The 24,988-nt window shown below is 64.6% G+C and carries 19 protein-coding genes; 5 read left to right on the top strand and 14 right to left on the bottom strand.

Features of this window, described 5'->3' with window-relative positions:
* Nucleotides 1-31: 31 nt before the first annotated feature.
* Nucleotides 32-2,188, bottom strand: coding sequence for a methylmalonyl-CoA mutase (gene scpA / locus ACN0X7_RS02055; RefSeq protein WP_417513575.1), 2,157 nt, complete (start codon nt 2,186-2,188; stop codon nt 32-34).
* 305 nt (nt 2,189-2,493) lie between these two features.
* Between scpA and ACN0X7_RS02050 the strand changes: the two genes are divergently transcribed.
* On the top strand, nt 2,494-2,808 hold the full coding sequence (locus ACN0X7_RS02050) for a hypothetical protein (RefSeq protein ID WP_417513573.1): 315 nt from the start codon (nt 2,494-2,496) through the stop codon (nt 2,806-2,808).
* An 81-nt stretch (nt 2,809-2,889) separates the two neighbouring features.
* On the opposite strand, the gene ACN0X7_RS02045 is transcribed toward ACN0X7_RS02050, so the two are convergent.
* Nucleotides 2,890-3,576, bottom strand: a complete 687-nt coding sequence (locus ACN0X7_RS02045) for a CheB methylesterase domain-containing protein (protein WP_417513571.1) — start codon at nt 3,574-3,576, stop codon at nt 2,890-2,892.
* Nucleotides 3,577-3,829: 253 nt separating this feature from the next.
* Here ACN0X7_RS02045 and ACN0X7_RS02040 point away from each other — a divergent pair, with 253 nt between their 5' ends.
* Nucleotides 3,830-4,744 (top strand): hypothetical protein, encoded by a 915-nt coding sequence (locus ACN0X7_RS02040; protein WP_417513569.1) that lies wholly within the window; start codon nt 3,830-3,832, stop codon nt 4,742-4,744.
* Nucleotides 4,745-4,753: 9 nt separating this feature from the next.
* On the opposite strand, the gene ACN0X7_RS02035 is transcribed toward ACN0X7_RS02040, so the two are convergent.
* From ACN0X7_RS02035 to ACN0X7_RS01985, 11 genes are all read right to left on the bottom strand, one after another.
* Nucleotides 4,754-5,245, bottom strand: a complete 492-nt coding sequence (locus tag ACN0X7_RS02035; RefSeq protein WP_417513567.1) for a hypothetical protein — start codon at nt 5,243-5,245, stop codon at nt 4,754-4,756.
* Complete coding sequence (locus tag ACN0X7_RS02030; protein WP_417513565.1) at nt 5,245-6,015, bottom strand: hypothetical protein; 771 nt, start codon at nt 6,013-6,015, stop codon at nt 5,245-5,247. Before ACN0X7_RS02030 ends, ACN0X7_RS02035 begins: the two co-directional genes overlap by 1 nt.
* 12 nt (nt 6,016-6,027) lie before the next feature.
* Nucleotides 6,028-7,584, bottom strand: coding sequence for a formylglycine-generating enzyme family protein (locus ACN0X7_RS02025; protein ID WP_417513563.1), 1,557 nt, complete (start codon nt 7,582-7,584; stop codon nt 6,028-6,030).
* Nucleotides 7,565-8,797, bottom strand: coding sequence for an FtsX-like permease family protein (locus ACN0X7_RS02020; protein ID WP_417513561.1), 1,233 nt, complete (start codon nt 8,795-8,797; stop codon nt 7,565-7,567). Before ACN0X7_RS02020 ends, ACN0X7_RS02025 begins: the two co-directional genes overlap by 20 nt.
* A complete protein-coding gene (locus ACN0X7_RS02015; RefSeq protein ID WP_417513559.1) occupies nt 8,794-9,510 on the bottom strand; it encodes an ABC transporter ATP-binding protein in 717 nt (238 codons plus the stop codon). Before ACN0X7_RS02015 ends, ACN0X7_RS02020 begins: the two co-directional genes overlap by 4 nt.
* A gap of 2 nt (nt 9,511-9,512) precedes the next feature.
* Nucleotides 9,513-11,441, bottom strand: coding sequence for a vWA domain-containing protein (locus ACN0X7_RS02010; protein WP_417513557.1), 1,929 nt, complete (start codon nt 11,439-11,441; stop codon nt 9,513-9,515).
* 47 nt (nt 11,442-11,488) lie between these two features.
* Entirely contained in the window at nt 11,489-12,613 is a 1,125-nt protein-coding gene (locus tag ACN0X7_RS02005; protein ID WP_417513555.1) for a hypothetical protein, read from the bottom strand.
* A gap of 4 nt (nt 12,614-12,617) precedes the next feature.
* A complete protein-coding gene (locus ACN0X7_RS02000) occupies nt 12,618-15,359 on the bottom strand; it encodes a virulence factor SrfC family protein (protein WP_417513553.1) in 2,742 nt (913 codons plus the stop codon).
* Between the two features lie 9 nt (nt 15,360-15,368).
* Nucleotides 15,369-18,359: a virulence factor SrfB gene (locus ACN0X7_RS01995; RefSeq protein WP_417513551.1), complete on the bottom strand. Its 2,991-nt coding sequence runs from the start codon at nt 18,357-18,359 to the stop codon at nt 15,369-15,371.
* 70 nt (nt 18,360-18,429) lie between these two features.
* Nucleotides 18,430-19,890, bottom strand: coding sequence for an SrfA family protein (locus ACN0X7_RS01990; RefSeq protein WP_417513549.1), 1,461 nt, complete (start codon nt 19,888-19,890; stop codon nt 18,430-18,432).
* 13 nt (nt 19,891-19,903) lie between these two features.
* The gene (locus tag ACN0X7_RS01985; protein ID WP_417513547.1) at nt 19,904-21,403 is read right to left on the bottom strand and encodes a VWA domain-containing protein; all 1,500 of its coding nucleotides are present in this window, start codon (nt 21,401-21,403) and stop codon (nt 19,904-19,906) included.
* 297 nt (nt 21,404-21,700) lie between these two features.
* On the opposite strand from ACN0X7_RS01985, the gene ACN0X7_RS01980 reads away from it, so the two are divergent.
* Both ACN0X7_RS01980 and ACN0X7_RS01975 read left to right on the top strand, forming a co-directional pair.
* On the top strand, nt 21,701-22,822 hold the full coding sequence (locus ACN0X7_RS01980; RefSeq protein ID WP_417513545.1) for a trypsin-like serine peptidase: 1,122 nt from the start codon (nt 21,701-21,703) through the stop codon (nt 22,820-22,822).
* Nucleotides 22,823-23,071: 249 nt separating this feature from the next.
* Nucleotides 23,072-23,479 (top strand): response regulator, encoded by a 408-nt coding sequence (locus ACN0X7_RS01975; RefSeq protein ID WP_417513543.1) that lies wholly within the window; start codon nt 23,072-23,074, stop codon nt 23,477-23,479.
* A gap of 19 nt (nt 23,480-23,498) precedes the next feature.
* Here the strand turns inward: ACN0X7_RS01975 and ACN0X7_RS01970 are convergent, their stop codons facing one another.
* The gene (locus ACN0X7_RS01970) at nt 23,499-24,266 is read right to left on the bottom strand and encodes an SDR family NAD(P)-dependent oxidoreductase (protein ID WP_417513541.1); all 768 of its coding nucleotides are present in this window, start codon (nt 24,264-24,266) and stop codon (nt 23,499-23,501) included.
* Between the two features lie 65 nt (nt 24,267-24,331).
* Here ACN0X7_RS01970 and ACN0X7_RS01965 point away from each other — a divergent pair, with 65 nt between their 5' ends.
* Nucleotides 24,332-24,988: a DsbA family oxidoreductase gene (locus tag ACN0X7_RS01965; protein WP_417513539.1), complete on the top strand. Its 657-nt coding sequence runs from the start codon at nt 24,332-24,334 to the stop codon at nt 24,986-24,988.

The following is a 24,988-nucleotide window of genomic DNA, read 5'->3' as shown; positions in this document are numbered from 1 at the left end:
GCCGGCGCGCGCGCCGGAACATCTGCTGGCGCTATTCAGCAGCTTCGGGACGGCGCGCGTTGCTGACCAGTTCCAGGATTTCCGCAGCCGCAGCCGGGATGTGCGTGCCTGGTCCATAGATGCCCGAAACACCCTGCTCCTTCAGCATCTCGTAATCGCCCGCCGGAATCACGCCGCCGCAGATCACCAGAATGTCCTCGGCGTCCTGATCCCTCAACGCCTGCATCAGGGCCGGCACCAGCGCCTTGTGCCCCGCTGCCAGCGACGAGACGCCGATCACGTGCACGTCGTTCTCGACCGCATCCCGTGCGACCTCTTCGGGCGTCTGGAAAAGGGGGCCGACATCGACATCGAAGCCGATATCGGCGAAGGCGGTGGCGATGACCTTGGCACCACGGTCGTGACCGTCCTGCCCCATCTTCACAACCAGCATGCGCGGGCGGCGGCCTTCGGCCTCGGCAAAGGCCTCGATATCCCTGCCGATCTTGGCAAAGCCCTCGTCGCCCTCATAGGCGGCCGCGTAAACCCCTGAGACCGAGCGGATCTCGGCACGATGACGGCTGAAGACCTCTTCCATCGCATCGGACATTTCCCCGACGGTCGCCCGCGCGCGCGCCGCGTCGACGCACAGCGCAAGCAGGTTGGCATCGCCGCGGGCCCCTTCGGTCAGTGCCTTCAGCGCGGCCTGACAGGCGTCCTCGTCACGGGTTTCGCGGATGCGCTTCAGGCGCGCGATCTGCGCCTCACGGACCTTGGTCGTATCGATGTCGAGCACGTCCGGCGAATTGTCCTGCGTCGGCTTGTACTTGTTCACGCCAACGATGACTTCTTCGCCGCGGTCGATGCGGGCCTGACGCTTGGTGGCCGACTCCTCGATCCGCAGCTTCGGCATGCCTTCGGCCACGGCCTTGGTCATGCCGCCCAGTTCCTCGACTTCCTGGATCAGTGCCCAGGCGTCCTCGGCCAGCTTGTTGGTCAGCGCCTCGACGTAATAGGAACCGCCCAGCGGATCCACGACCTTCGGGATGCCCGTTTCCTCCTGCAGGACGAGCTGCGTGTTCCGCGCGATCCGTGCCGAGAAATCCGTCGGCAGCGCGATCGCCTCGTCCAGCGCATTGGTGTGCAGTGACTGCGTCCCGCCCAGCACCGCCGCCATCGCCTCGATGGTCGTGCGCATGACGTTGTTGTAGGGGTCCTGCTCGGTCAGGCTGACACCCGAGGTCTGGCAATGCGTGCGCAGCATCGTCGAACGTTCATCCTTGGGATCGAACTGGCTGACGATGCGATGCCACAACAGGCGCGCCGCCCGCAGCTTGGCCACTTCCATGAAGAAGTTCATGCCGATGCAGAAAAAGAAACTCAGACGCGGGGCGAACTTGTCGATGTCCAGGCCGCTGTTCACCGCGGTGCGGACATATTCCAGACCGTCCGCCAGCGTGAAGGCCAGCTCCTGAACCTGCGTCGCACCGGCTTCCTGCATGTGGTAGCCGGAGATCGAGATCGAGTTGAACCTCGGCATGTTCTCGGCCGTGTAGCCGATGATATCCGACACGATCCGCATGGAGGGCTCGGGCGGATAGATATAGGTGTTACGAACCATGAACTCCTTCAGGATGTCGTTCTGAATGGTTCCGGCCAGCTTGTCCGGCGTCACGCCCTGCTCTTCCGCCGCGACGATGTAGCCGGCCATGCAGGGCAGCACCGCGCCGTTCATGGTCATCGACACCGACACCTGATCCAGCGGGATCTGATCGAACAGGATCTTCATGTCCTCGACGGAATCGATGGCGACACCCGCCTTGCCCACGTCGCCCATGACGCGCGGATGATCGCTGTCATAACCGCGATGGGTGGCGAGATCGAAGGCAACCGACAGCCCCTGCTGGCCGCCTTCGAGATTACGCCGGTAGAAGGCATTGGACTCCTCGGCGGTCGAGAAACCCGCATACTGGCGGATCGTCCAGGGCCGGTTGGCATACATGCTGGCGCGCACGCCCCGGACATAGGGTGCAAACCCCGGCAGGCTGTTCAGATGATCGATACCGTCGGTGTCCTCGGCCGTGTACAGCGGCTTGACGTCGATGCCTTCCGGCGTGTGCCAGGTCAGATCGTCGAGGCTGCGACCGCGCAGTTCCTTCTCCGCCGCCGCACGCCAGTCATCTATCGATTTCTTGTCTGAGCCACTCACGTTCCATCACCCGCTGCATTTTTGGATATCCCACACATATACAAGAGGCGGCAGGCAGGCGCAAAGCCGCGATCGGCAGCGCCTGACGTGCAGGCGCTGCATGGCGGCAAAGCTTGCCGGGGCAACAGTCACGTTCTGGATGCCGGATCGTACCGCCTTCTCGAATTGCACCGGAAAGTCGCGTCCGGACCGTGTCATCCGTCACAAACGCCGAATCTCCGAGTTGGCACGCGGCTTGCTGAACTGGTTTTCGAAAATCACGAAAGCCGCTTGGTCACAGTGGCGCAAAGACCTGGAGAAAACACATGTACTATCTGCTCGTAGCTGCCGCCGTCGGAATTGGCACCCCCGCCTCGGATCACGGCCTGGAAACCATCAAGGACAATGTCAAGCCCGCTTCCGAGCTGACGACCTATGACATGCAGCGGATCAACTACAACGTCCGCAACTGGGAAGCCGAGATGCAGGCGGAGGCGACCGTTCATTTCGGTGCCTACGACAGCCTGGAAGCCTGCAAGGCCGCCCGTGCCGAACTCCGCATCGCCATGCGCGAAGCCGGCAACTACGAACAGATGCGCTCCAACTGCTTCGAGAGCAAGGAACAGGTTGCCAGCAACTGATTGACAACATGCCACCCGGACAGCCCGGGTCGCAAGTTCAACGTGAAGGGCGGTCTCGCATGAGGCTGCCCTTCACCGCTTTCAGCACCACTTCGGATCAGCAGGCGGCAGCCGCATCAGTTCCGCGAGCCGTGAAAGGCTAGCCACTTCGCTGGCCGCACCGGCCTTGACCACGGCACCCGGCATGCCCCAGATCAGGCTGGACTGCCGGTCCTGCACGGCGACGGTCGCGCCGGCGTCGGTCAGCGCACGCGCGCCGATCGTTCCATCCTCACCCAGCCCGGTCAGCACGATGCCCAGCGCCTGCGATCCATAGAGGGCCGCAACCGACGCGAACAGCGGATCGATGGCGGGCCGGAAAAAATGAACCGGCGGCGCGGTCGAAAGGCGCAGTACCGGCCTGGCGGAACGGCGTTCCACCAGCAAGTGAAACCCGCCAGGCGCCAGATAGACCCTGCCGGCAACCGGGACCTCTCCGTCGACGGCTTCGTGACAGAACAGTCCGGTCTGGCGGCTCAGGGTCGCAGCGAGAATCGCCGTCAGGTTGCCCGGCATGTGCTGGCAGATCAGGATCGGAGCATCCACGCGCCCGCGGGAAAGCGACAGCAGTTCGGCGATGGCTTCAGGGCCGCCGGTCGATGCGCCGATGGCGATCACCTTGTCCTGCACCATATCGCCGCCATGGCCGGTTCTTCCGCGGTCGACAGCCCCGGGCACGACTCCGCGGCGCGGGGCAGGTCCTCGCATGGTTTCAGTGGTCAGGTTCATGTTCCCATCGCCGGTCTGCAGCAGATAACGTCCCCTGGAAACCGCGAGACCAACGCACACCAAACCCTTCGGCGCGGGTTTCCAGGGGGTGCATTGTGTCGGAACACCCTTAAGAAAGCGTTCGGTCCCAGCCGTCTGCGGGCCGTCAACCGCGTTCAGTAATCCTTAATCGCCGATGCGGCACTGTATGGAGGTGGAAATTGAACTGATACCAGTCCCCAAGACCCGTCCAAAGGCACAGTCAACGAAATCTGTGCCGCTCGATCTCACACGTTTCGACTTCAAGCACCGGGTCTTCGGTCTCCACGGTGCGGTCATCTCCCTGTCCACCGACCGGAAGGCGGTTCTGAACATTCCCCTCGGTGACATTGATGCGGCCATGACGCTGGAAGTCGTGAAGAAGGAATTCGGTATCACGGCGGACACGGAAGACTATCAGCTTCTCAATGCAGCCGAGAAGGCGCTGAAGTTCGTCAAGCACATCGCGCCGGGAGATGCCATCCCGACCGAGATCATCGACGGCACCGCCTCCTGGAAAATCGACGACCAGCACTACGACCGGGCGCGCGACAAGCTGATGCTGCGCCTGGCTTCCTGGGCGACACAGCAGGACCTGACCGAGGCCACTGCGGCGGCCCTGCCGCGGATGATGGAAAATCCCGAACTGAAGCAGCACATCCAGAAGGGTTTCAGCGACGCCGCCCGCCTTCTGCAGCTCGACGACAGCGAACAGGTTGTCAGCATGCTGGAGCAGATGGGCCGCGAGATGGCCTATATCGAGGCGCTTCGCAGCTATTACGGCTGGATCGCGAAACTGCCGAAGGACATGGATCTGGTTCAGACCACGCTGAAGAACGACCGGCAGGCACTGGAAGTCGCGCTGCGCGCCCGCCAGATCGTCGCCGTCCCCATCCGCGAATACCGCATCATTTTCGAGGGCGTGGAAAACCAGTTCACGGAGGTCATGTCCGCGTTTCAGGACCTGCCCTCGGTGATCAGTTACATCCGTCGCGCGCGGGATGTACTGCATCGCGACACGCTGGTCTGGGGCGAAGTCGAGCCGGTCTGGAAGAAGACCGACCTGCGGGCCGCCGAACCGTCACGCGTGGCGATCAACGACATGTACCGCTTTCTCGCTCAGAACTTTCTGAAGAACGAGGGCTGGTGACCCGCGGTCTCAACTGCTGAGATCGCTGATTTCCCGATCCAGGGAACGGGCCTTGCTTCTCAACTGGTCGAGTTCCGACTCCAGCGCCCGTTCCTGGGCCTTGTTCCCGGACGCCGATGCCGAAAGCCGTCGCAGCTCGGCTTCCTGAATATCCCGGTCGAGATCCCGCACCCGGTCGCGGAGTTGCTGCTCCTTTGCCCGGCTGATCCTGTTCTCGGCCCGCGCGCGCGCGATCGCCTGCTCCTGGTCCCGGACCTGCCGGTTCAGGTCCACGATCTGCTGTTCCTGCATCTCGCGTTCCTCGGCCAGCGCCTCCTGGTCGCTCTTCAGACCCAGATTGGCGTCCTGTGCCGCCTGCTGACGCTGTTTCGCCTCCTGCACCCGGCGTTCCGGCCCGCCCGAAAGCGCGTCGGCCTTCTGCTGGGTATAGGTCGTGCAGGCCACAGCCATCATCAGGACCGACGCCATCATGCCTGCGCGGCTGAAAAATCTCAGATACATCATCCAATCCTCACGGCACGGTTGATCTGTTCAAGCTCGTTACGTTCGCGTTCCAGGGCTGCGATCTGCTGATTCATCTCCGAAATCTCCTGTCGCAGGGCTGTCGTGTTGCGCCCTTCATTGGTCAGATCATCAGCGACATCCTGATAGTTCTCACGCTCCTTCTTCAGGCTGGCGATCGTCTCGTCCATGACGTCGATGTTGGATTCCAGGCGTTCCTTTTCGATCCGCAGTTCGTCCTGCCGGGCCTGATTCTGCGCGACCTTGATCTGCACGTCGCGGATGCGTTCCCGGTTCTGCTCGACCACCTTCTTCGATGTGGCGACCAGCCGGCGCAGCTTGACATTCTTCTCTTCCATCTCCTGCGTGACCAGATCGATTTCACGCACCTGCTTGCGCGCTGCTTCCTGCCGCTTTGCGACCAGATAGCCATCCACGGCACCCACCGCCGCGCCGACACCGGCCAGAACCGCGCAACGGCCCAGCGAATTGTTGTTCCCCAGCAGCGCGCCCACCACGCAAAGGCCGCCAAGCAGCGCCGCGCCGGTGGCCGCGCCCCCGAAGACCGTCTCGTTGAAAATCTCCGCATCTTTCCGAAGCGCCCGCTCTTCCGGCGTCAGATTCGGATTGTCCGCGCTGTCGGAAGCCAGGAAATCGAACGGATTGGACTGGCCTGTATCGCCATTCGTGGCACACCCGCCAACCAACACCGACAGCGACAGAAGGCCGACAGCGACCCCCCTCCCGACGGTTCGAAATGAAAGATCCATACCCGTTCTCCTCTACTCCTCAGCCGCTTTCGCCAGCTGCTTCAGCGACGTCAGCACATCGTCCCGGGCCTGCGTACCGGACGTGCGCACTGCCTCGACATGGGCCAGCACACCATCGGTCAGCGGCGGCAGCGTCGTCAGCCCCCGCGCGCGATAACCCGCCTTCAGCGCACCGGCCTGGGACGACAGCGTGGCAGGGCCATATTCGCCCGCAATGGTTGTCAGCCGGTCCATATAGTAACCCAGATTGAAGTCCAGCACCTGCTGATCCTCGTCACGGTTCTTCTCGTAGCGGCTGCGCCGGTCTGCATCGCCGGTCGATCTGGCCAGCTGCGCCCATCGGTCGACGATGCGGATATCGGTCGTCACGCGACGGGCGGCGAAGACCGCGTTCGACAACAGTTCGCGCGCTGCCCGGTCGCGCTGTTCGTTGCGTGTGCGAATGCTCTCGGCGATCACCACGGACAGGTTTTCCAGCCGACGCTTCACCTCGGCATCGGCAGTTGCGTCCGCCAGCGCACGGGCTTCCTTCACGGGATCCGCCTGTTCGTCCGCAAGCTTTCCGGTGTTCGACGGCGCTTCATTCTCCTGCGGCAGCTTCTCCCAGTCCTTGCGGACGGTATCAATGCTCGCGCGGCTCGGCAGGGCCGGTGCGGTCATGACCAGCCGGAAGCCGGCAGTATCGGGCCGCCGGATGCCGCGTTCATCGACCGGCGGAAATTCCTCGCGATCGCTGGTCCGGACCTCGGTCGGGCGGGTGCGGTAACTGCCGCCGCGCAGCGCAAACCCCCCGGCCCGGCCATGCAGCCGTGTCACGACATTCAGCCGGAAGGGGTCGATGGTCATCTCGGCGGCATTCCCCAGCATGTCGTGAATGCCCAGCGGGTTCGATGCCCGGGTGCCGATCAGGTTCAGTTCGCGATAGGAATTGCCGTCGTGGATGACGTGGGCATCCAGATCCTTCTGCGGAAACGGCAGCCGGTCGGAGAACGCGCTGGGGCTGACCTTGCTGCCGCCGCGCGCCGCATATTCCCATTCGGCCTCGGTCGGCAGCCGCAGAAACCCCGGCGCGCCGTCCTCGAACGGCACGGCATCCTTCCGGTTCTTCAGCAGCCAGTCGGAATAGCCTTCGGCGAACAGGGCCGCCTCCGCCCAGGAGACACGGGTGACCGGCATCTCAAGATCGGCATCTGCCGGGTCCGGACAGGTACCGGACAGCGCCTGGAACTGCATCTTCGAGACTTCGTACTTGCCCATATAGTAGAAGCGCGAGTTCTCATCCGTGCGATCGGAAAACGAGCCGGCCAGCCAGGCGTTGCGCCGGAACTCGGCATAGGCCTGCTCTTCCTCAAGCGTACCCATGGTAAAGCGCTGATCGTCCAGCAGTCCGGTGCTGGGCACCTGCACCTTGCGGAACGCCATCGCTCCGCCGCAGGGCATCGGCAAGATCAGATCCCCCTCCAGCGGTGCCGGATTGTAGCTCTCGGTCTTCCAGTCCGCAGCGGCGGCCGCAAACGGAACGACCAGGACCGTCAGGGCGAACAGCGATTTACATATCGCGGATTTCATCGCTCGGCTCCAGACGGTTGAAATGAACACCGATCAGCCCGGCGGGCAGCAGGGAGAACAGGACCACCACCCCCGCACCGCTCAACATCGCGGCAAACGTGATGCGGCACGCCTCACCGGTCGCCCCGAAACTGCCCGCGAAATACTGGTTGATCCACGTCGCAGCGCCCCATGAAAGCGCAATTCCCGCGAGTATGCCACTGGCGGCGAGCAACAGCCCCTGAAACACCGGGAACCCGATCAGCCACGACCGGCCATAGCCGATCAGCGACAGCATCGCGATGGTCCGTCGCTTGCGCGCCGCCGCCGCCCACTGGATCGCCGCCAGACTGCCGGCAAGTCCGACGACGCCCAGCACGATGATTGCCTGCAGCACCGCACTGATGTTGCTGTCCAGTTCGATGGCCGATCCGATACGGGCCTCCTGCGCGCTGACGCTCAACCCCTGGTCGGTGCGCAGCCATGCGGCCAGTCCGGCAACATCCTCGATCCGGCGGGCGTAAAGCCGGAAGTTCGGGAAGACATCGCGCGTCGCCCGCGCCTCTCCGGTCTCGAATCCCAGCTCCGGCGCGGCGAAACCATCGCGGAATGCCTCGATGGCCTGCAGCAGTTCGGGTCTGACGAAGACGACGGTTCCGCCATGGGCCTCGGGTCTGGCAATGTCCCGCACGAAGGCATCCAGTCCCGCCGCCTCCACGCGTCCGTTCGCCCTGCGGCGCTCGACATCCAGGAACAGCCGGTCGCCGACCTTCAGTTCGCCCTGCGATGCGACGGCAGCGCTGATCAGCACATCGTCCAGCGCATCCAGGTCGACACCTTCCGGCGCGAATACCGGGTCGCCCGGGCCGGTCGGTGTCAGTGAGACACGCATCGGGCGCGCCCCGTCCCTGTCCGCGGGCGTGATCTCGACCTGCGCTGCGGCAAAGCGGGTCGACGGCATGATGAACGCCACGTCCTCCCGATCCCGCATCATACGGAACCAGTCCGCGTCGAAGCGCTTGGCGCCGGTCGCGTCCAGGGTGATACGGCGCATCGCGGGGTCCGCACGCAGCCGGTCGAAGATTTCTCCGACGACGCCCGACTGAAGCCCGCTGAGCACCAGCAACGGGGCCAGCACGGCCGCAATGGCCAGCGTGACCGCGAAGGCGATCGGCCATTCGTCCAGCAGGTCCGACAGGGCCAGGCGGCCCAGATGCACGGGACGCAGTCTCATGCCGCCACCCGCTCGATCGAGGATGTCCGGGTCGCCGGATCATGGATGCATTCGACCAGTTCAAGACCGAAGCAGCCGGCGAGATCCCGGTCGTGCGTCACCACGATCAGCGCCGTATCGGCCTCCGCTGCAGCTTCGGTCAGCAGGCGCATGACCTCTTCGGCGTTGGACTGATCCAGCGAGGCGGTCGGTTCGTCCGCGAGAACGATGGACGGTTCGTGCGCCAGTGCCCTGACGACCGCGGCGCGTTGCCGCTCGCCGATGGAAACCTGCCGGGGCTTGCGCGACAGCAGGTGCGAGATCCCCAGCTGCTCCGAAAGCCGCCGGATCGGCCCGCCGCCGGACAGGCCCAGCAGCCGGCGCGACAGCATGGCGTTCTCGAAGAGGCTGAGGAACGGGGCCAGCCCGCCGGTCTGCAGGACGTATCCGAAATGCCGCGCGCGCAGACCCGCCAGCTCGGCGCGGCGGTTATCGCGCCAGAGTTCGTGGATGGGGCGCAACTCGCCGTTGGCCCTTGAGAATGTCATCGATGCGGCGCGGTCCGGCCTGAGAGTCATGGCCAGCAGATCGAGACAGGTGCTCTTGCCCGAACCGCTCTGGCCGACGATGGCGATCCGTTCACGCGGCCCGAGTTCAAACCGCTCGATCAGCAACCGGAAACCATCTCCCCGATGCCGTTCCACCTGCCTGAAGTCGATCAGGGCATCGGGCATGGTCAGGGAAGCGCGTCCAGCGGCACCGGATACACCCGGTCGCCTGCGTCGTCACCGTCGTTCAGCGCAATCCAGCGGTCGGAATCATCGTGGAACCGCTGGTAGAGACGGATCTTGGAATTGACGTCATCGATGATCGACTGCTGCTCGCCGACACTCATCCTGATCCAGTCATCCTCGGTCAGCGACATGATGCGGCTCTGATAGGGCAGCCCCTCCAGATACTCGCCCATCAGTCCGGTCGCGGCCAGGTTCCGCACATCCCCCTGCCCGACCTGATTCGGATCGCGGCCCATCGCGGTCGCGGCACTGCGCAACTGATTGAAGAAATCGCCGGGATCGATCTGACCGGCGTCCAGCGCGGTGACCGTCGCCTGCATCGTCCGCTGAAGATCGCTCAACTGGTTCTTCGACAGCAGCAGCCGCACCGAAAAGGCCGGCACCGTCGGATCGGCGAAGTCGCGATCCGATGCCCAGGCCTCGAACATCGGCGGGGCCTTCGATCCCGAGACGCGGCCCAGATAGGCCAGCGCCATCGCCCGGCCCACCTCGGCAGCGGACTGACGCAGATCGTCGTCGGTATCACCGGACGGTGCTGCCGGTGCGTTGGCGATGTCGCTAGCATCCTTGGCATCACGCGTCTGGCGGACCTGTTCGACCAGCGCATCGGCCAGGGACCCGACCTTGCGCTCGAATGCGGCGGGATCGCCGGACGGCACCGGATAGTAGAGTGAGCGGCCTGAATCGAGACGGCTGAGTTCGGTGTACTGCGCTTCGGCCTTCGCGTGATCATCCGCGCCGACCGGCGTCTTCAGATGCAGCACGTACATCGCCGTCGGCAAGGCCTTGCTGCCTCCCTGGATATCGCGCCGCATGTCGGCGGCGGTCAGCGGCAGGGTCGCGATCGGCGAGGATGCGTCCCGCGCGCTCGCATCCGTGATCAGCACCAGGTAGCGCGCATCGAAGCCCTGCCAGTCGATCCGCCCCATGGCGTGATCGATGGCGGCAAAGGCGTCCTCCGAGAAAGCGCGCGTGGACACCTTCGAGGCACTCAGCGGTTCAACGGCGGTCTGGAAGTCCGTCGTGCTTTCGATCTGGTTGGGATCGGCAAAGGTCCGGGTCAGATAGCCCACACCCTTCACCTTGGCCGGGTCATCGCGATATCCGACGACGCCGAAGCGGACCTTGTCCTTCAGACCGGCGTCGGCAACCTTGTCCAGGACCTCGCGCATAACCTTCCGGGTCCGGCTGATGTAGGGCTGCATGGAGCTTGACGCATCGATGACGAACACCACGCCCGCCCGGAACTCACCAAGAGCTTCCAGATTCTGGCGCGTGTTGAGCAGTTGCAGTTTCGGCGCATCATCGCGCGTGACACTGGCGATGCGGACCCCCATGGCCCGCTTGCGGCCCGGCAGGCGCTTCGGCTTCGCTTCCAGCACCGGCAGCATGTAGAACTCGTTGGCGAAATCGACGTAGGCCTCCGGCTCGATCGACAGCACCGGACTGTCTTCGGGCAGGGTGCGTTCGTCGGCCCGTTTGCGCGCCTCTTCCGCCCGCAGCGCCAGGTTCGGATCGTTCAGCCACCGGTCCAGCGAAGCCTCGTCTTCCAGGAACAGCACCCTGTCCCGGTTCCCGCGATCGGTGAAGGCCAGCACCAGCGCATGATCCCACGGCACTGTCGCGCTCTCGGGCAGAAATCCGGAGACCGTGCCCTTCGCATCGGGACCGACTTCCAGATAGGTCTGGCCGCCACCATCCACCGGATGCCGCTGATAGATGTAGAGAACCGTGAACGGGTCCAGTGCCCGCGTGCCGGGGCCGCCGGGCCCCTCGGCCAGAGAGGCGTCCGGTCGAGTCAGGATCTTCTGATAGAGCGCCGTCTTGCCCTCAAGCAGCAGCGGGCGGCGATCCTGTGCGGAAACAGCCATCGGTAACGCGACAACAAAAAACATCAATATCAGAAGGATACGCGCGATCATTCAAGCAACTCCTTCGCTTTTTCATTGCCTGCCTCGGCGGCTTTTCTGAGCCAGAAGACAGCCTGTTCCGGGGCATCCGGTCGATCCACGAGACCCTGTTTCAGCATCTCACCCAGACGCGCCATCGCCTCGACAGTGCCCAGCTTGGCGGATTGTTCGTACCAGTCGGCGGCCACGCGCGGGTCCGCCTCCGGAATCACACCGGTCGCGGGGTCATGCGTTGCCGGATCGTAGTATTGAGCCATTCTGAACTGAGCCTGACCATCGCCCTTCTGGGCGGCGTACTTGGTCAGAAGGAAAGCCGCCTGATGCTGGTCACCCGCCGTGAACCGATCCGCTTCGTCCAACGCCCGGTCGGGCGCGGGCTTCTGCTCCAGAAGAAACGCGCGGGCCCCCTCAAGCGTCAGCGGCACTTCCACAACATCGGGTGCAGGATCGCCGGCGGGCGTCTCGGCGACCGGCGGCGGATCCTCGGCCACCGGTTCGTCCGGCGCGTTCAGCAGGAAGAACCATACAGCCGCGCCGATCGCGGCAATCAGAAGCAATACACCAAGAATCCACCACAACACGCTGCTGCCTCTGGATTTTTCCTCGTCGGAGACTGGCGGATCGGGATCTGTGACCGGTTCAGCCTGTGCCTCGGGTTGCTCCTCTTCCATCTCGGCAAAAGCCGCCAGCGGGTCCGGCTCAGGTGCCGGATCGACCGGCGTTTCCTCGACAGGAGCCGCCGAGGCAACACCCGCATCTTCCGAGGGCGGCGGCGGATTGGACGGCAGCCGCATGTCGATCCAGATCATGCGGTCTTCGACCGTCTTTCCCGTGCCGTCCCGGAACGTCACCGCGTAGGGCTGGAATGGCTTCAGGTGCCAGGTGGCTGCCGGGCCCAGTTCGACGGAAAAGCCAGACCCCGCTTCAGCGGCGGACGCGCCGCGAAACCAGCGTTCAGCCGGCACCCAGGCGTCGGCACCCGCCCGGGACGGATCCAGATGCCGGTCGGCCCCGTTCTGACTGGATGTGATCCGGATCTCCAGTGTATCGGGATCCAGCCCCGCCGCACCGACCGCCGTGAGACGGGCCACCCCCGCCGCATGGTCCTGATCCTGCTCGACCCGTACCGGCATTGCCCTACTCCGCCCCGCTGCCCGACATGAGTTGGTCCTTCACATCGATGGTGGTGATGATCCTGCCCAGTTCCCGATTGTCCGCATCCGAGATTTCCCGGCCGGAATCATGGCTGACGTTGTCGACACCCATTCTGCGCAGGGCGACGCCCCAGTCGACGAAGAACTCACGTTCCAGCAGCGCGCGCGACTTGCCGACCTCGATGCCCAGCGTGGTCGGCGGCGGGCTGAAGATCGACCGGACCGGATCGCGGGGCGCTTCCGGGAATTTCGGACGCTCCGACTCGGGCGCGGCACCGAACCCCAGATAGCCAACATAGTCGTTGATCTCGTAGGCCGCGATCCGCACGGCACGGTCGGCGGCATCTTCCCACCGGGCGCCTGCGGTCAGCGTTTCGGCCCGCACGGATTCCGCGATGGAATCGGGCAACCCGTGACGATCCGCGCCGACAATCAGATCATCGACGATCTCGCCCACGATCTCGCTGCTCATGCCCAGCGCGCGCAGGCTGGCGTCATCCTGCTGGAAACGCCTCAGACGCGCCGTCCAGGCGTTGATCACCCGGTCGGCGAAGATCTCGGGCCGCTCGCGCCGTTTTGTCAGCGGCGCAGCTTCGCCTTCGCCGGAGTCGGCTGTTTCGGACGCCCACGGGTCATCGTCCGCCCAGGGGTCCGCATCGCCGCCGGCGTCTTCGCTGTCATCGGCCTGCTCGGCAGCCAGATCCTCTTCCCGCATCGCCGCGACATTGAAGAAGATGCCCCGTGCATCGGTCTCCGGCAGTTGGAGCTGGTCGATCAGATGAGCGAAATTCCGGTACTCCTGTGTGCGGACGGCCCCCAGCAGCGCCTTGCGGACCTCCTGCAGGCGTTCATCGCGTTTGCGGCGCGCATCATCGCCATCACCGTGATGGAACCGCTTCAGTGCCGTCTCCAGCCGCGTGACGGCCTCCAGAAGCCGTTCCGTGCCCTGACGGCGCTTCAGGTTCGGGTCCAGCACATCCGACAGGCGCTCGACCAGATATTCGACGCCACCGTCATTCGGCTGCATCGCCGCATCCCAGACCCTGTCGCGGTCATTGAAATGCTTCGCGACCAGTGCCGAACCGTGAAAGGCATCGCGATATTCGCCGATGACCTTCGACGACTGCGCCGCGGGCCCGGATTCCACAAGCCGGTCCACATCCGAATAGTCCATCAGATGAACCTGCTTCATCCCGGGATTGCGCAGGAACACCGTATTGGCGAACGGATCGCCGTCCCAGTCCTCGGTCCAGCCGTCCTTGCCGTACAGTTCCAGGAAGGATGCGTGCAGCCGCCGATCCCACTTGCTGCGCCGCGAGTCGGCATCGTCGCCGCCCTTCTCCAGGAACTCCAGATCGAACTTGGTCAGCACCAGGAACAGGGCGTTCTTGACCCGCGCACGCACATCCGGCGTCGCACCGTGGGTCGTGTCGATCCATGACCTGACCATGCCGGCCAGGTCCTTCACCTCCTGCACGCTGGGCGGCATGCACAGCAGCATCGCCGTCAGTTCCAGTTCGCTGGTATAGCGCTGGAACAGGTAGGCGATCTTGCCGCGCAGGAACAGTTCGCGAAGCTGCTTGTCGCGGTCCGCCTCCACCGGCGGCAGATCGTTCAGCTTCAGCCGCGACCGGGCACCGGGGAAATCGAGCAGGTCGGTGTGTTCGAAGAACGGCCAGGGTGCATCCACCATGACCAGCTTCACCTCGGCGATCAGCGCCGTCAGCGTGGCACGCGGCAGGCTGGTCGGTGCCGCCGGTCCATCCGCGTGAACGGGCTTGATGGCAACCGTGTCCTGCGCATCCTCTTCCGAGTTCAGCCGCGAGAGCACCGCCACATCGATGATCGTGTTGGGGCGCGGCGGCTCGCCGGTCTCGCGCGGAATAAGCCCCGCCAGGGCTGCGCGGGCCTCCGGCGCATTTCCGATTGCTTCCAGCGCCTTGGCCAGCGAAATGAACAGGTCGGTAAAGGGTTGCAGATCACCCCACAGCAATGCGAACAGCTTCGCCCGGGACGGGATCGGCAGCCGCCCGCCAATGCGGATCACGGCATCCCAGTAGTTGGCACGGTCCAGCGCGCCAACCCGGCTGCGGAAATGCTGACGGAAATATTCGGCGAGGTCGAACAGTTCGATCTCGTCCAGATGATCCGCGGCCTGCGCGCTGGACCGGATACCGCCTTCCAGTTCCCGGATGGTATCGCGGATCGCCTGTTCGTCCGGCAGTTCGAGCGTCATGTTGTTGGGATCGAAGTCCGACAGGAAGCTGTTGGCGATGATCTTCACCAGATCCATCTCGCTCAACAGCCGCAGTTCGACCGGAAACTCCGGATCGGCCTCGCCGCTGTGGCGCGTGAACCGGGAAACGAGCCCGGTGGATTCGCGATCACCCGCCGGATTGATCTCGCGCAGGAAGTCTTTGACATCGCCCGCAAAATCGATCTCCAGCGGCGCGTCCTTGCGGCGCGCCAGGGCGGAGACGAGATAGGACTTGCCGGCCTGGCTGGGGCCAAACACCCCGACGCAGTTGCGGCGGTCGAGCGCCCCGCCGATCCGCCGGGCGGCCAGCCGGGCGCGCCGCGTCGTCTCGATCAGGCTGTCGGCCTCGTTGGCGACGCTGGCCGACGATCCGCGTACCTTGTCGATCCAGAGCCGCGCATCCGCGCCGCCGCTGCTCAGCCGTTCGACCGCCTCGGAAATCTCGCCTGTGCTTGTCTGATCCACCATTGCCTGCCCCTACCTGTTCAGCAGGATACCGGTGTCGAGCCAGTAACCGTCCTGGTTTTCGATTGTCTGCAGCCGCAGCCGAAGCTGGTTCGATCCGACCGCCCGCCCCTCCGTATCCTCGATCCTGTCGATGATGAAGGAGTCAACGATGCTCTTGTTCTCGCCCCGCGTGTTGCGCCTGAGAGTGACACTCAGGGGCGTGCGCGGATTCAGCTTTGCCGCGATGTCGGGACTGGCGTAATCGAGGCTGTACAGGCGGCTGCCGGGCCACCAGTCGGCGTCGAACTGCCTGAAGCCCAGGGTCATCGGCCCCCGGAACTCGAACGGCTCCTCCGGCAGTTCGTAGTCCTCGTTCTCCAGATCCAGATCGCGATAATACACATCGTCATCACGCAGTCGGTTGTCGCGGTCCAGCTTGCCGAAATAGCGCGCGGTCGACTTGGTCGTCAGATGGTCGGAACGGAAGTTGAAGTTCTTCAACCGGCCCTCGCCCAGCAGGCACAGCATGGCACCGACGGCCGCCGTCGTCTTCGGGTCGGAGATCGTCGCCGCAAAATCGCGGAACGGATACCACGACCCGGCCCGGAAGCTGTGCAGCGGGATCACGCGGTGCGGCGGCAGGGCCATACTCTCGGTCAGGATGTCGGCGACCGCAGGCATCCGCGACGGCCGGCCGGACAGGATCAGCACGTCGGCACGGGCCCGATAGACGATTTCGGCAAACGCCTGCAGCATCTCCAGCACGACACCGCGCACGGTGAGGTCGATGGCACGCGGCTCGATCGGTACGGTCACATCGGCCAGGTCGAAATCCGTTGCGCCCTGGCGCCGTGCGCTTTCGTTGACGTGCCCGACAACCGACAGCCCTGCCTCGCCGCCATCGCCGAACAGATCGCCCAGCCGCAGACTGGCCTCGTCCGCCGCACTGACCCGGTCCCAGTTCTCGTAGATGCCGATGAGATGAAGCGCCGTGGGCAATGCGACATGTACGGCGAACTGCTGCCGCAGCAGTTGCTCCTCGATGTCCATGTCGCCGCGGTCGCCGCCGAAAAGCTGCTGCGCGAGGAACTCGGCACGATCGCCCAGCCCGCTCTCTTCGAGGCGTTCGATGATCGGCGGCAGCACATGCTCGCGGATGATCTGAAAGGCGATATCGTCACCCGCGAGGCTCATGCCCTCCCGGAATATCTGTTTCGGGAACAGGGTGACATTCGCGCCCTTGCCCTCGACCCTGAACGCCGAGACCACGAGGTCGGTCGTCCCGCCGCCGATATCCAGCGTCGCCAGCCGGAAGTCGTCTCCGAGACTGTCATCGGTACGGTTGATCGGCAGGCGGCTGCGCCTGAAGAAGGCGCGCGCATCTCCCGAATAGGACTGAGCGATCTGACTGTAGAGATATACCGCCTGCGTGGCGCTGGCCTCGTCCCAGTCGATGCGGATCTCGGGCAGTTCGACGCCCGGCGACGGCTGCAGCACCGGCGCGCCGGTTTCCGCATCGTTCACGACCTTTGCCTGTCCGAGGCAGAGATAGACGAGGTCGCGCGCAGCCTCGGCCTGCTTCTTCAGGATCTGGCGCTCGGCCAGCGGCAAGGCCGTCGGCATCGTCATGATGACACGGCGCAGCCGCCTTGGCAGGTCGGCGTTGCGACGCCTGAGGCGGTGCGCCGCCGAATTCATCATCACCAGGGTCTGCAGGAAGACCTCGGTCAGCGCGAACGACATCAGGTGGCTGCGGGCGTAGACCGCGCGGAACGACGGAAACCGCCGTTCGTCATGCGGCGAGACATGATCCGGCACCTTGTGCAGGGGCTCGCCCGCGTCATTGACCAGCGTGGTGAAGAACACGCCGGTCGCGGCGGGGGCATGTTCACCGTGCAGCGCCGGACTGTTGAAGCGCCAGCCGTCCTGGCGCGGATCCTCGTCCCAGAGATAGCGCTTGGGCGATGACATGCCCGTCGCGCCTTCGCTGCCGCGCCGGAGGCCGGCCAGGCGCTGCGCCTCGGGTCCGATCCGCGCCACCGTGGGCCATGAGAAGGCGGTCGGACGTCCGCTGGTCAGCGAGATATCGTCCTTGCCGAAGCTCGCCCGATTGAACTCGATGCGGCTCTCGAACGGGTCGGAGTAGACATGCACGGGATCGGACAGATCGCGCAGTTGCACCTTCACCGCCTGGGTGATGTCGGTGCCGGTTTCGTCCGGGTGTGTCTCGATCAGCATGCCGCAGGTGCGCGAATTGCCCACGTCGAGCACCAGGTCGACGTCGATGGGCGTGGGACGCGGTTCGGTCACGCGGTCGATCATCCGGACCTTCGGCGTCAGGTCCAGGTCGGACAGCAGATAGACCAGCGCCTTGTAGCGGGCGATCGCTTCCTTCGGGCCTTCCAGCCGTTCCGCCACCTGCTCGTCAGTAGCCGGACCGGAGCTGCGGCGGCGCTTCGCTTCCTCGCGGGTGACCATGTCGCGCACGGCCTCATGGCACCATTCCGACACCCACGGCTCCTGCACGAACCAGTTCAGGGCCTTTTCGGAGCGGCAGATGGAGAACACGGCACCGCGCTGCGCGTCGTTGTCGGATGGCGCGAGATAGGCCTCGCCTTCCCGCTGCGGCAGCAGATGGGTGTCGAAAGCGACCAGCACGCGGTGATCGAAACCGTTCTCGTCCGGCTCGTCCAGCTTCTTCAGATAGACACGCGCCCAGTTGGTGGGTCCGTGAAAGTAGTCGCCGCCCTGCTCTTCCCGCAGCATCGGCAGGGGCGTCCAGACGTCGCCGAACGTCTCCAGCAGCTTCTTCAGATCGACCTCATAGCTGCTGGCCGCGCTTTCGTCGTCGCTGGCAATCCGGATCGGTGGCGTTTCGTCGCCGGCCTTGTCGTGAAACCCCCAGCTTGTCTCCACACCCGCGGCACGACCGCCCGCGAAGCCCAGATCAATGATCTGGACGCCACTGGACGGCACGAGGGACAGAACCGGCGGTCGTTTCAGTAGGGTCGCGAGAGGCATGGGCGCTGATCGCCTTCTTTGAATTCACACTTCAGCCTGTGTAGCGCAAATCGCGCCGCAACGGAAAACCTCATGGTTGCCCGCCACGATTGAGATCAACCTTGAAACGGTTGCCGTCGGCGTCGGTTCCGATGCATTCGGCCTTGCCGGATGCATCCTTGGTGCAGACCGTGCGCGAACGCTTGAAGGACGACCCGTCGCTGCATTTCAGGTTCGATTTCTCTTCGACCCGAAGCTTGCCATCCTTCACCGTTGCCTCGGCCGGTGCGCGGCAGGTGACACCGTCGGCGCGCCGGATGACGGCTTCGCCCTTGCCATCCTTGTCGAACTTGTACTCCTGCGTCAGCTTCTGGCGGGTCTGCGTATCGACAAGACCGCTGTCGCTGCGCCACTGACCCTGCATGAAGTCGGCAACGCCGTCCTGGGCGTTCTCGGGAATCGCAGGCGGTTCACCCGGATCCGGTGCAGACGGTTCCGGGCCGTCGTTGCCGTCGCCCTGATCGGGGGCCGGCGGCTCCGGCGTTTCAGGTGGCGTCGGTTCGTCAGCTGGGGTTTCCTCGGGTGCGGGCGGCTCAGGTACTGCCGGCTCCTCGGCAGGCTGTTCGCCTTCCGGCGCGGGCGCATCCGGGTCGACCGCTTCCGGGCCAGCCGGATCGACGGGGGTTTCGCCCTCGACAACGGGGGCGTCACCTTCCTCAGGCACCAGCACCCCCCCTTCGCCCTCGACCGTAGCGTCGGGCACGATGACGCCGTCGCGGTCGACGATCACGCCGTCCCGCTCGATCAGCGCCGGATCACGCGGACCTTCGGGCAGCGGGTCCTCAACCACCGGTTCGTCCACGCCCACCGGTTCCTCGATCCCTGCCCGGTCGTTGTTCTCATCCACGACGGGCAGATCACCCGGCCAGAGCCACCAGAGCAACAACGCCAGCAACAGCAGCAGCGGGATCAGCAGCCACCACCAGGAAAAGCGGCGGGCGGGGGCGGCACCGGCGACCGCAGCGGCGGCGGGAGCCGCCGCACCCGCGACACGCGGCGCGGCCGTCAGGGTTTCAAACGGCGGATTCTCCTCCTCGCGAAAGCCCCAGAACGTCGAGACCGGCTGATCGCCGACAAAGTGCAGATGCCGGTCGTTCGGTGTCCGCAGGGCCTGTTCCATCACCGCCACGAACGCCTTTGCGCCGCGCGGCTCCTTGCCCTGCTTTTCGTAGGATTTCAGTTCCGAAAGATAGGTATCGAATTCCGATTTCATGACCTGAAGATCCAGCGCCCGCGACGCCTGCTCGTCTTCCGGCAATTCGGACCAGCGGCGCGGCTCGCCCTCGACGGGCGAAACCCAGGCCACGCGCTTGCCCTGCGGATCGATCTGCGGAATGGCGAAGAAATTGGCGTACTTCGGTCCCAGCCGCTGACTCAGCGCAGCCTGAAGCTGAATGTGGCTCTGGTACACCGGCTGCCCGAAAGCGCCGAGCGGCTGGTAACGATCAAGCTGTTCCTCGGCCAAAACCGGCCCGGTCCGTTCCTCGGTCACTTTACTGCTCCGTTCACGGGTTACACCGGCTCGCGTCGGGCTGGCCGGTCGCCTGCTGCATTTCCTGATTCATCTGGTTCGCGTTCCGGGGCGTGAAGACGCGCCCGCCGGTCACATTCGCCACACATTGCAGCACCGATGATCGCCCGCCGCTCAGGTCGATCACATTCACCTTCAGCAGCGGCTTGCTGGCCTTCAGCGCGCGCGCCGCAGCACAGGGATCGCCGCCGCAGGTGTCCTCGCCGTCGCTGACAACCACGACCGTGGCCGGACCGACGGATTTCGCGGCATTGCCCGCGCGGCGGATCGAATTGGCCAGCGACGTGCCCCGGCTGGGGGTCACCCCCTGCACACGTGACAGCAGCGTTGGTCGCTGGGAATAGCTGTATTTCTGCGGCGTCGAGGTCTCGCCGCAATCGGTGAACGAGACCAGGCCCGTCTTGATGTCCTTGTGCAGGTTCCGGACAACACCGGTGACAGACCGTTTCGCGGCATCGATCCGCGAGGAGGCACCGGGGAAGCTGTCCTGCATCGATCCGGATCCATCGATCACGATCATCACTTCCGGTCGCTGGGTCGGGGTCCAGCCCGGCTCGCACAGGGTCGGCTCGGGGTCGGTCTGAGAGGGCAGTTGCGCAATCTGCGGCGGCTTCTCGCTGACACGGGGCACCTCGTCGGGCAGCAGCGGGCGCTGTCTTGGGCGCACCTGCGGGACCGGCTTCGGTTCCGGTGCAGGCGCGGGCTCCACGACCTTCGGCGGTTCCTCGGGCGGTTTTGGCGGCTCGATAACGGTGACCCTCGGCTCGGGTTCCGGTTCGGGCGGCGGCAGGACGGCACGCTCCTGCGGGATCACCTCGCACAGGCCGCCCAGTTCATCGCGCAGGGCCTCGGCCTCGGCGAGTTCCTCACGCAGGGCGGCGAGACGGTCGCGCGCAGCCGGAACAGGGTCTTCGACGTCGGGAGGCGGCAGTTCGCGTTCCACGATCTCCGGTTCAAGCGGTTGCATCAGCAGCCAGATCAGATAGCCGAGACCCAACAGCAGCAGGACCGGCAGAAGCCAGGCCATGACACCGGCACCCCCGCCGGAACGGCGTTCGGCGGCATCGGACGCCGGGCCAGCTTCGGCAGCCGCTGCCGAACCGGCGGTCGCGGTCGTGGCGGCGGCGGCCGGGATCGCGGCAGCCGCACCCGCCAAGGGTGCCGCGGCCAGAGGTTCGGGCTGTACGGGATCAAGGACCGGCACATCCTGCCCTTCGGCGGCGTGTCCCCAGTTCACCAGGACGGGCTGGCCGTCAGCCGCGTGAAGCGCATCGAACCCGTCCGGCGTCACCAGGGCCAGCCGCATCATGTGCCCGGCAATCCGCCCGGCGTCGCCTTCGCCGCTGATCTGTTCGGCCAGGCGTTCGATTCGCGCAGAAAGCACCTCGAACGAAGCCCTGACGGCGTCCTGCTGATCAGGCGGCAGTGCCGAAAGCGGCACCAGCCTGGCCCCTTCGGCATCCGCCCAGTTCATGTCGGTTGAGCTGTCCGATCCGGCAGGCACCGCCAGCAGCCGGGCTGCATCAGGTCCGATGCGGTTCCGCAGGATGGCGGCAATCTGCTCACGGGATTCCGAGACGTCACGCCCGGCTGTGCCAAGACGGTTCAGGTCGGCGTTGCTTGTCCTGATCGTAGACAGATTATCGTTCCGTTTCTTCCTGATACGGCAGGGCGCGTTGCAGTTCCGATGTGGCAAACCTACGTTAACGGTTCAACCTGCGGAAGTGATCATGCGTATAACTGACCTGACTGAACTGCCGATGAACCTGCGATGAGCGCGGTCGAAACACACGATCGGCACCGCGGCATTCCGGCCTTCACGGCCTGGTGGATCATCTCCCTGCTCGCAGCGCTCGGGATCGCGGTGGCCCTCTATCTGCTGTTGACGCGGGAACCGGAGACTGTCGTCAGGGACGTGCCTTCGTCGCAATCGGGCGCCCCCAGCGACGAGATGCTGGCCGAGGTGGCGAAGCTCGACGCGGAAAGCGGCGAACTGTCAGCCGAACTGATCACCGTCCTGAAGTTCGTCGCGGCCTACGAATGCCCACCGGGCACGGCCCCGTCCGACGTCGCCCGTCTGGAAGCATTGAAAGCCAAGGCCAACGCGATGCTCGGTCGTACGGGCCAGGGACAGGTGCAACCCGCCGCGCCTCAACCGGCTGTCGCACCGCAGGATCCCGAGTTCCGACCGGCCCCCACGGGTGAGGCGCTCGCCCGTCCCGTCTCAGAACTCTCCCAGTTGCTTGAAAACGCGGTGGTCTTCATCCTGCCGGTGAACGGCGGGCGTGTCTCGGCCACGGGCACCGGTTTCTTCATCAGCCGCGATCTGATCGTGACCAACCGCCACGTCATTGAATCAGCCGATCCGGAAACCGTGATCGTCACCAGCGATGCGCTGGGCGATATCGTGCGGGCCCGCGTGATCGCGACCTCCCCGCCCGGCAGGCCCGGCAATCCGGACTTCGCCCTGCTCAAGACCGAAAGACCGGTTGCGCCGTCCACGCTGCCGCTTGCCGGTCAGGTCGACAAGCTCATGAACGTCCTGGTTGCCGGCTATCCGGGCATGGCGCTGGGCACCGACGCGGGCTTCCTGCGACTGTTGCGGGGCGATCGGTCGGCAGCTCCCGACATGCACCAGAACGGCGGCGAGATCCGTTCGACCCAGGACCTGGGCGCCACGACATCGATCATCCACACCGCCGACGTGCTGGGCGGATACAGCGGCGGGCCGCTGATCGATCTGTGCGGCCGCGCGGTCGGCATGAACACCTTCATCCAGGTGGACCAGAAGCAGACTGCCAAGTTCAACAGCGCGCTTTCTGCCAAAAATATAGGCGATTTCCTCAACCGGAACGGGATATCGATCCCGAATGATAATCGCGTCTGCAAGTGATCTTGCACGCCGATCTTGATGCCATACCGCATCGATACACAATATGTTGTCAATTTTATGATGCTGCTCACATATTGTCGTCCGCCGACGTGGTATCGAAATCACACATACAATCTGGCATCGGGCTTGCTGCGAATGGTTCTGAAAGACCAAAACCGGCTCTGATCGTTTCATTTCGCCAAATGACTGGCGATTTGGGAATCGGGGATCAGGCCGGAATAGAAAGATTTGCAAAGGGCCTCGTTTTTCATGCGCATTCTGGTTGTCGATGACAGCAAGGCGAACAGGAATATTGCCAGGGTTCTGCTCGAAAACGCAGGGCATGTGGTGGCCGAGGCCGAGGGTGGCGCGCGCGCCATCGAGCGGGTTTCGACTGAGGCGTTCGATGTTGTGCTGATGGACATTGCGATGCCGGATGTTGACGGATTGAGCGCGACCCGCGCGATCCGCGCACTGAAATCTGCAGCAGCGAGCATCCCCATCGTGGCCTGGACGGCGCACGACGTGCCGGGCATGCGCAGTCAGACCTGCTCGGCCGGCATGGACGCCTATCTGACCAAGCCAATCATCCGCGCGACCCTGCTGTCGACGATCGACGCCTTCGATACACGGGCCGGTCTGCAGCAGTTCCAGGACCCCAAGATCGCCAGCACCTGATCGCGACCGGAACCCGTTTCTACTTGAAGCCCACCGCGAAGCCGTCATCCACGCGGATGACCGAGCCGTTCATGAAGCGGCCCTCGTCGCCCGCCAGCAGCAGCAGCGCACCGTCCAGATCGGCGGGCTCCCCGACCCGCGGTCGCGGAAAGCGTTGCAGGAACGCCTGTCCGGCCTCGGTCTGCCAGTAGTCGGCGTTCATCTCGGTCTCGATGTAGCCCGGACAGATCGCGTTGACATTGATGTCGTGCCGCGCCCATTCCAGCGCCATCGCCGTGGTCATCTGGTCCAGCGCGATCTTCGACATGCAGTAGATCGACAATTGTCCGATCACCCGATGCGCCAGGGTTGAGGAGATATTGATGATCCGGCCGCCGGACTTGCGTTCGATCATGGATTTTCCCACTGCCTGGGCCATGAAGAAGGCCCCCTTCAGATTGGTATCCATGACGAAATCATAGTCTTCCTCGGAAATCCGCTGGATCGCGGACGGTGCCGTGACCCCCGAGTTGTTGACCAGGATATCGATCGGACCGAGCGCCGCCTCGACTTCGGTCACCGCACTGTCGATCTGCTTCAGGTCGGTCACGTCCAGCGCGGTCGCGAAGGCCTTGCCGCCCGACGCCTCGATCTCGGCCACCAGATCATTCAGCCGCTCGACGCGCCGCGCCGCGACACCGACCGCCGCACCGGCCTGGGCCAGCACCCGCGCAAAGTGCGCACCCAGCCCCGAACTCGCCCCGGTTACCAGTGCCGTCTTGCCATCCAGCCGTCGTGCGTCGGTCATTGTCTTCTCCAGCAGAACTTCCATGTCATGGTTGTAACCTAACTGAGTCGGGCTAGAGTATTGGCATGAATATCGACATTGTTTCCGACACGATCTGCCCGTGGTGCTACATCGGCAAGCGCAAGCTGGAAGCGGCGCTGGCGACACGTGATGACATCGAGGTGCAACTGGGCTGGCGTCCGTTCCAGTTGAACCCGGAGATGCCCCGCGCCGGCATGAGCCGTGCGGCCTATCTGTCGGCCAAGTTCGGCGGTGCCGAACGGGCGAGCCGGATCTATGACAACATTCGCCAGGCGGGCGCGGAACTGGGCATCGACTTTCGGTTCGACCGGATTCAACGCACGCCCTCGACGCTGGATTCGCACCGGCTCGTGCGCTGGTCGCTGGCCGACAACCTGCAGAACGAGGTCGTGCAGCTTCTGTTCGATGCCTATTTCGAGAACGGTGAGGATATCGGCGACCGCGACGTGCTGGAACGGATCGCCGCCGAGGCGGGTATGGATGCCGCGACGGTCCGCCGGCAACTGGATGACGACACGGACCTGGAACTGGTCAAGCAGGAAGATTCCATGGCGCGCTCGATGGGCATCAACGGCGTCCCCTGCTTCATCATCGACCGGAAGTACGCCGTCTCCGGTGCCCAGGATGTGCCCGTGTTCCACAAGGTCTTCGATCTGGCGCTGAACGAGGCCGTCACGCCCGAAGACGCGTCGGTGGGATAA

This window comes from Minwuia sp. (genome assembly GCF_048263705.1).
Taxonomy (GTDB): Bacteria; Pseudomonadota; Alphaproteobacteria; order Minwuiales; family Minwuiaceae; genus Minwuia.
The sequence above is the reverse complement of the archived record's forward strand: the minus strand, read 5'-3'. Positions and strand labels throughout refer to the sequence as shown.

What these genes read in the sequence shown, in the direction of transcription:
- ACN0X7_RS01980 (WP_417513545.1), top strand. Translation starts at nt 21,701, where the DNA reads ATGAGCGCGGTCGAAACACACGATCGGCACCGCGGCATTCCGGCCTTC.
- ACN0X7_RS02045 (WP_417513571.1), bottom strand. Translation starts at nt 3,576, where the DNA reads ATGAACCTGACCACTGAAACCATGCGAGGACCTGCCCCGCGCCGCGGA.
- ACN0X7_RS01975 (WP_417513543.1), top strand. Translation starts at nt 23,072, where the DNA reads ATGCGCATTCTGGTTGTCGATGACAGCAAGGCGAACAGGAATATTGCC.
- ACN0X7_RS02050 (WP_417513573.1), top strand. Translation starts at nt 2,494, where the DNA reads ATGTACTATCTGCTCGTAGCTGCCGCCGTCGGAATTGGCACCCCCGCC.
- ACN0X7_RS02030 (WP_417513565.1), bottom strand. Translation starts at nt 6,015, where the DNA reads ATGGATCTTTCATTTCGAACCGTCGGGAGGGGGGTCGCTGTCGGCCTT.
- ACN0X7_RS01970 (WP_417513541.1), bottom strand. Translation starts at nt 24,266, where the DNA reads ATGACCGACGCACGACGGCTGGATGGCAAGACGGCACTGGTAACCGGG.
- ACN0X7_RS02010 (WP_417513557.1), bottom strand. Translation starts at nt 11,441, where the DNA reads ATGGCTGTTTCCGCACAGGATCGCCGCCCGCTGCTGCTTGAGGGCAAG.
- ACN0X7_RS01995 (WP_417513551.1), bottom strand. Translation starts at nt 18,359, where the DNA reads ATGCCTCTCGCGACCCTACTGAAACGACCGCCGGTTCTGTCCCTCGTG.
- ACN0X7_RS01965 (WP_417513539.1), top strand. Translation starts at nt 24,332, where the DNA reads ATGAATATCGACATTGTTTCCGACACGATCTGCCCGTGGTGCTACATC.
- ACN0X7_RS02035 (WP_417513567.1), bottom strand. Translation starts at nt 5,245, where the DNA reads ATGTATCTGAGATTTTTCAGCCGCGCAGGCATGATGGCGTCGGTCCTG.
- ACN0X7_RS02025 (WP_417513563.1), bottom strand. Translation starts at nt 7,584, where the DNA reads ATGAAATCCGCGATATGTAAATCGCTGTTCGCCCTGACGGTCCTGGTC.
- ACN0X7_RS02000 (WP_417513553.1), bottom strand. Translation starts at nt 15,359, where the DNA reads ATGGTGGATCAGACAAGCACAGGCGAGATTTCCGAGGCGGTCGAACGG.
- ACN0X7_RS02020 (WP_417513561.1), bottom strand. Translation starts at nt 8,797, where the DNA reads ATGAGACTGCGTCCCGTGCATCTGGGCCGCCTGGCCCTGTCGGACCTG.
- ACN0X7_RS01985 (WP_417513547.1), bottom strand. Translation starts at nt 21,403, where the DNA reads ATGAACTGGGCGGATGCCGAAGGGGCCAGGCTGGTGCCGCTTTCGGCA.
- ACN0X7_RS02015 (WP_417513559.1), bottom strand. Translation starts at nt 9,510, where the DNA reads ATGCCCGATGCCCTGATCGACTTCAGGCAGGTGGAACGGCATCGGGGA.
- ACN0X7_RS02005 (WP_417513555.1), bottom strand. Translation starts at nt 12,613, where the DNA reads ATGCCGGTACGGGTCGAGCAGGATCAGGACCATGCGGCGGGGGTGGCC.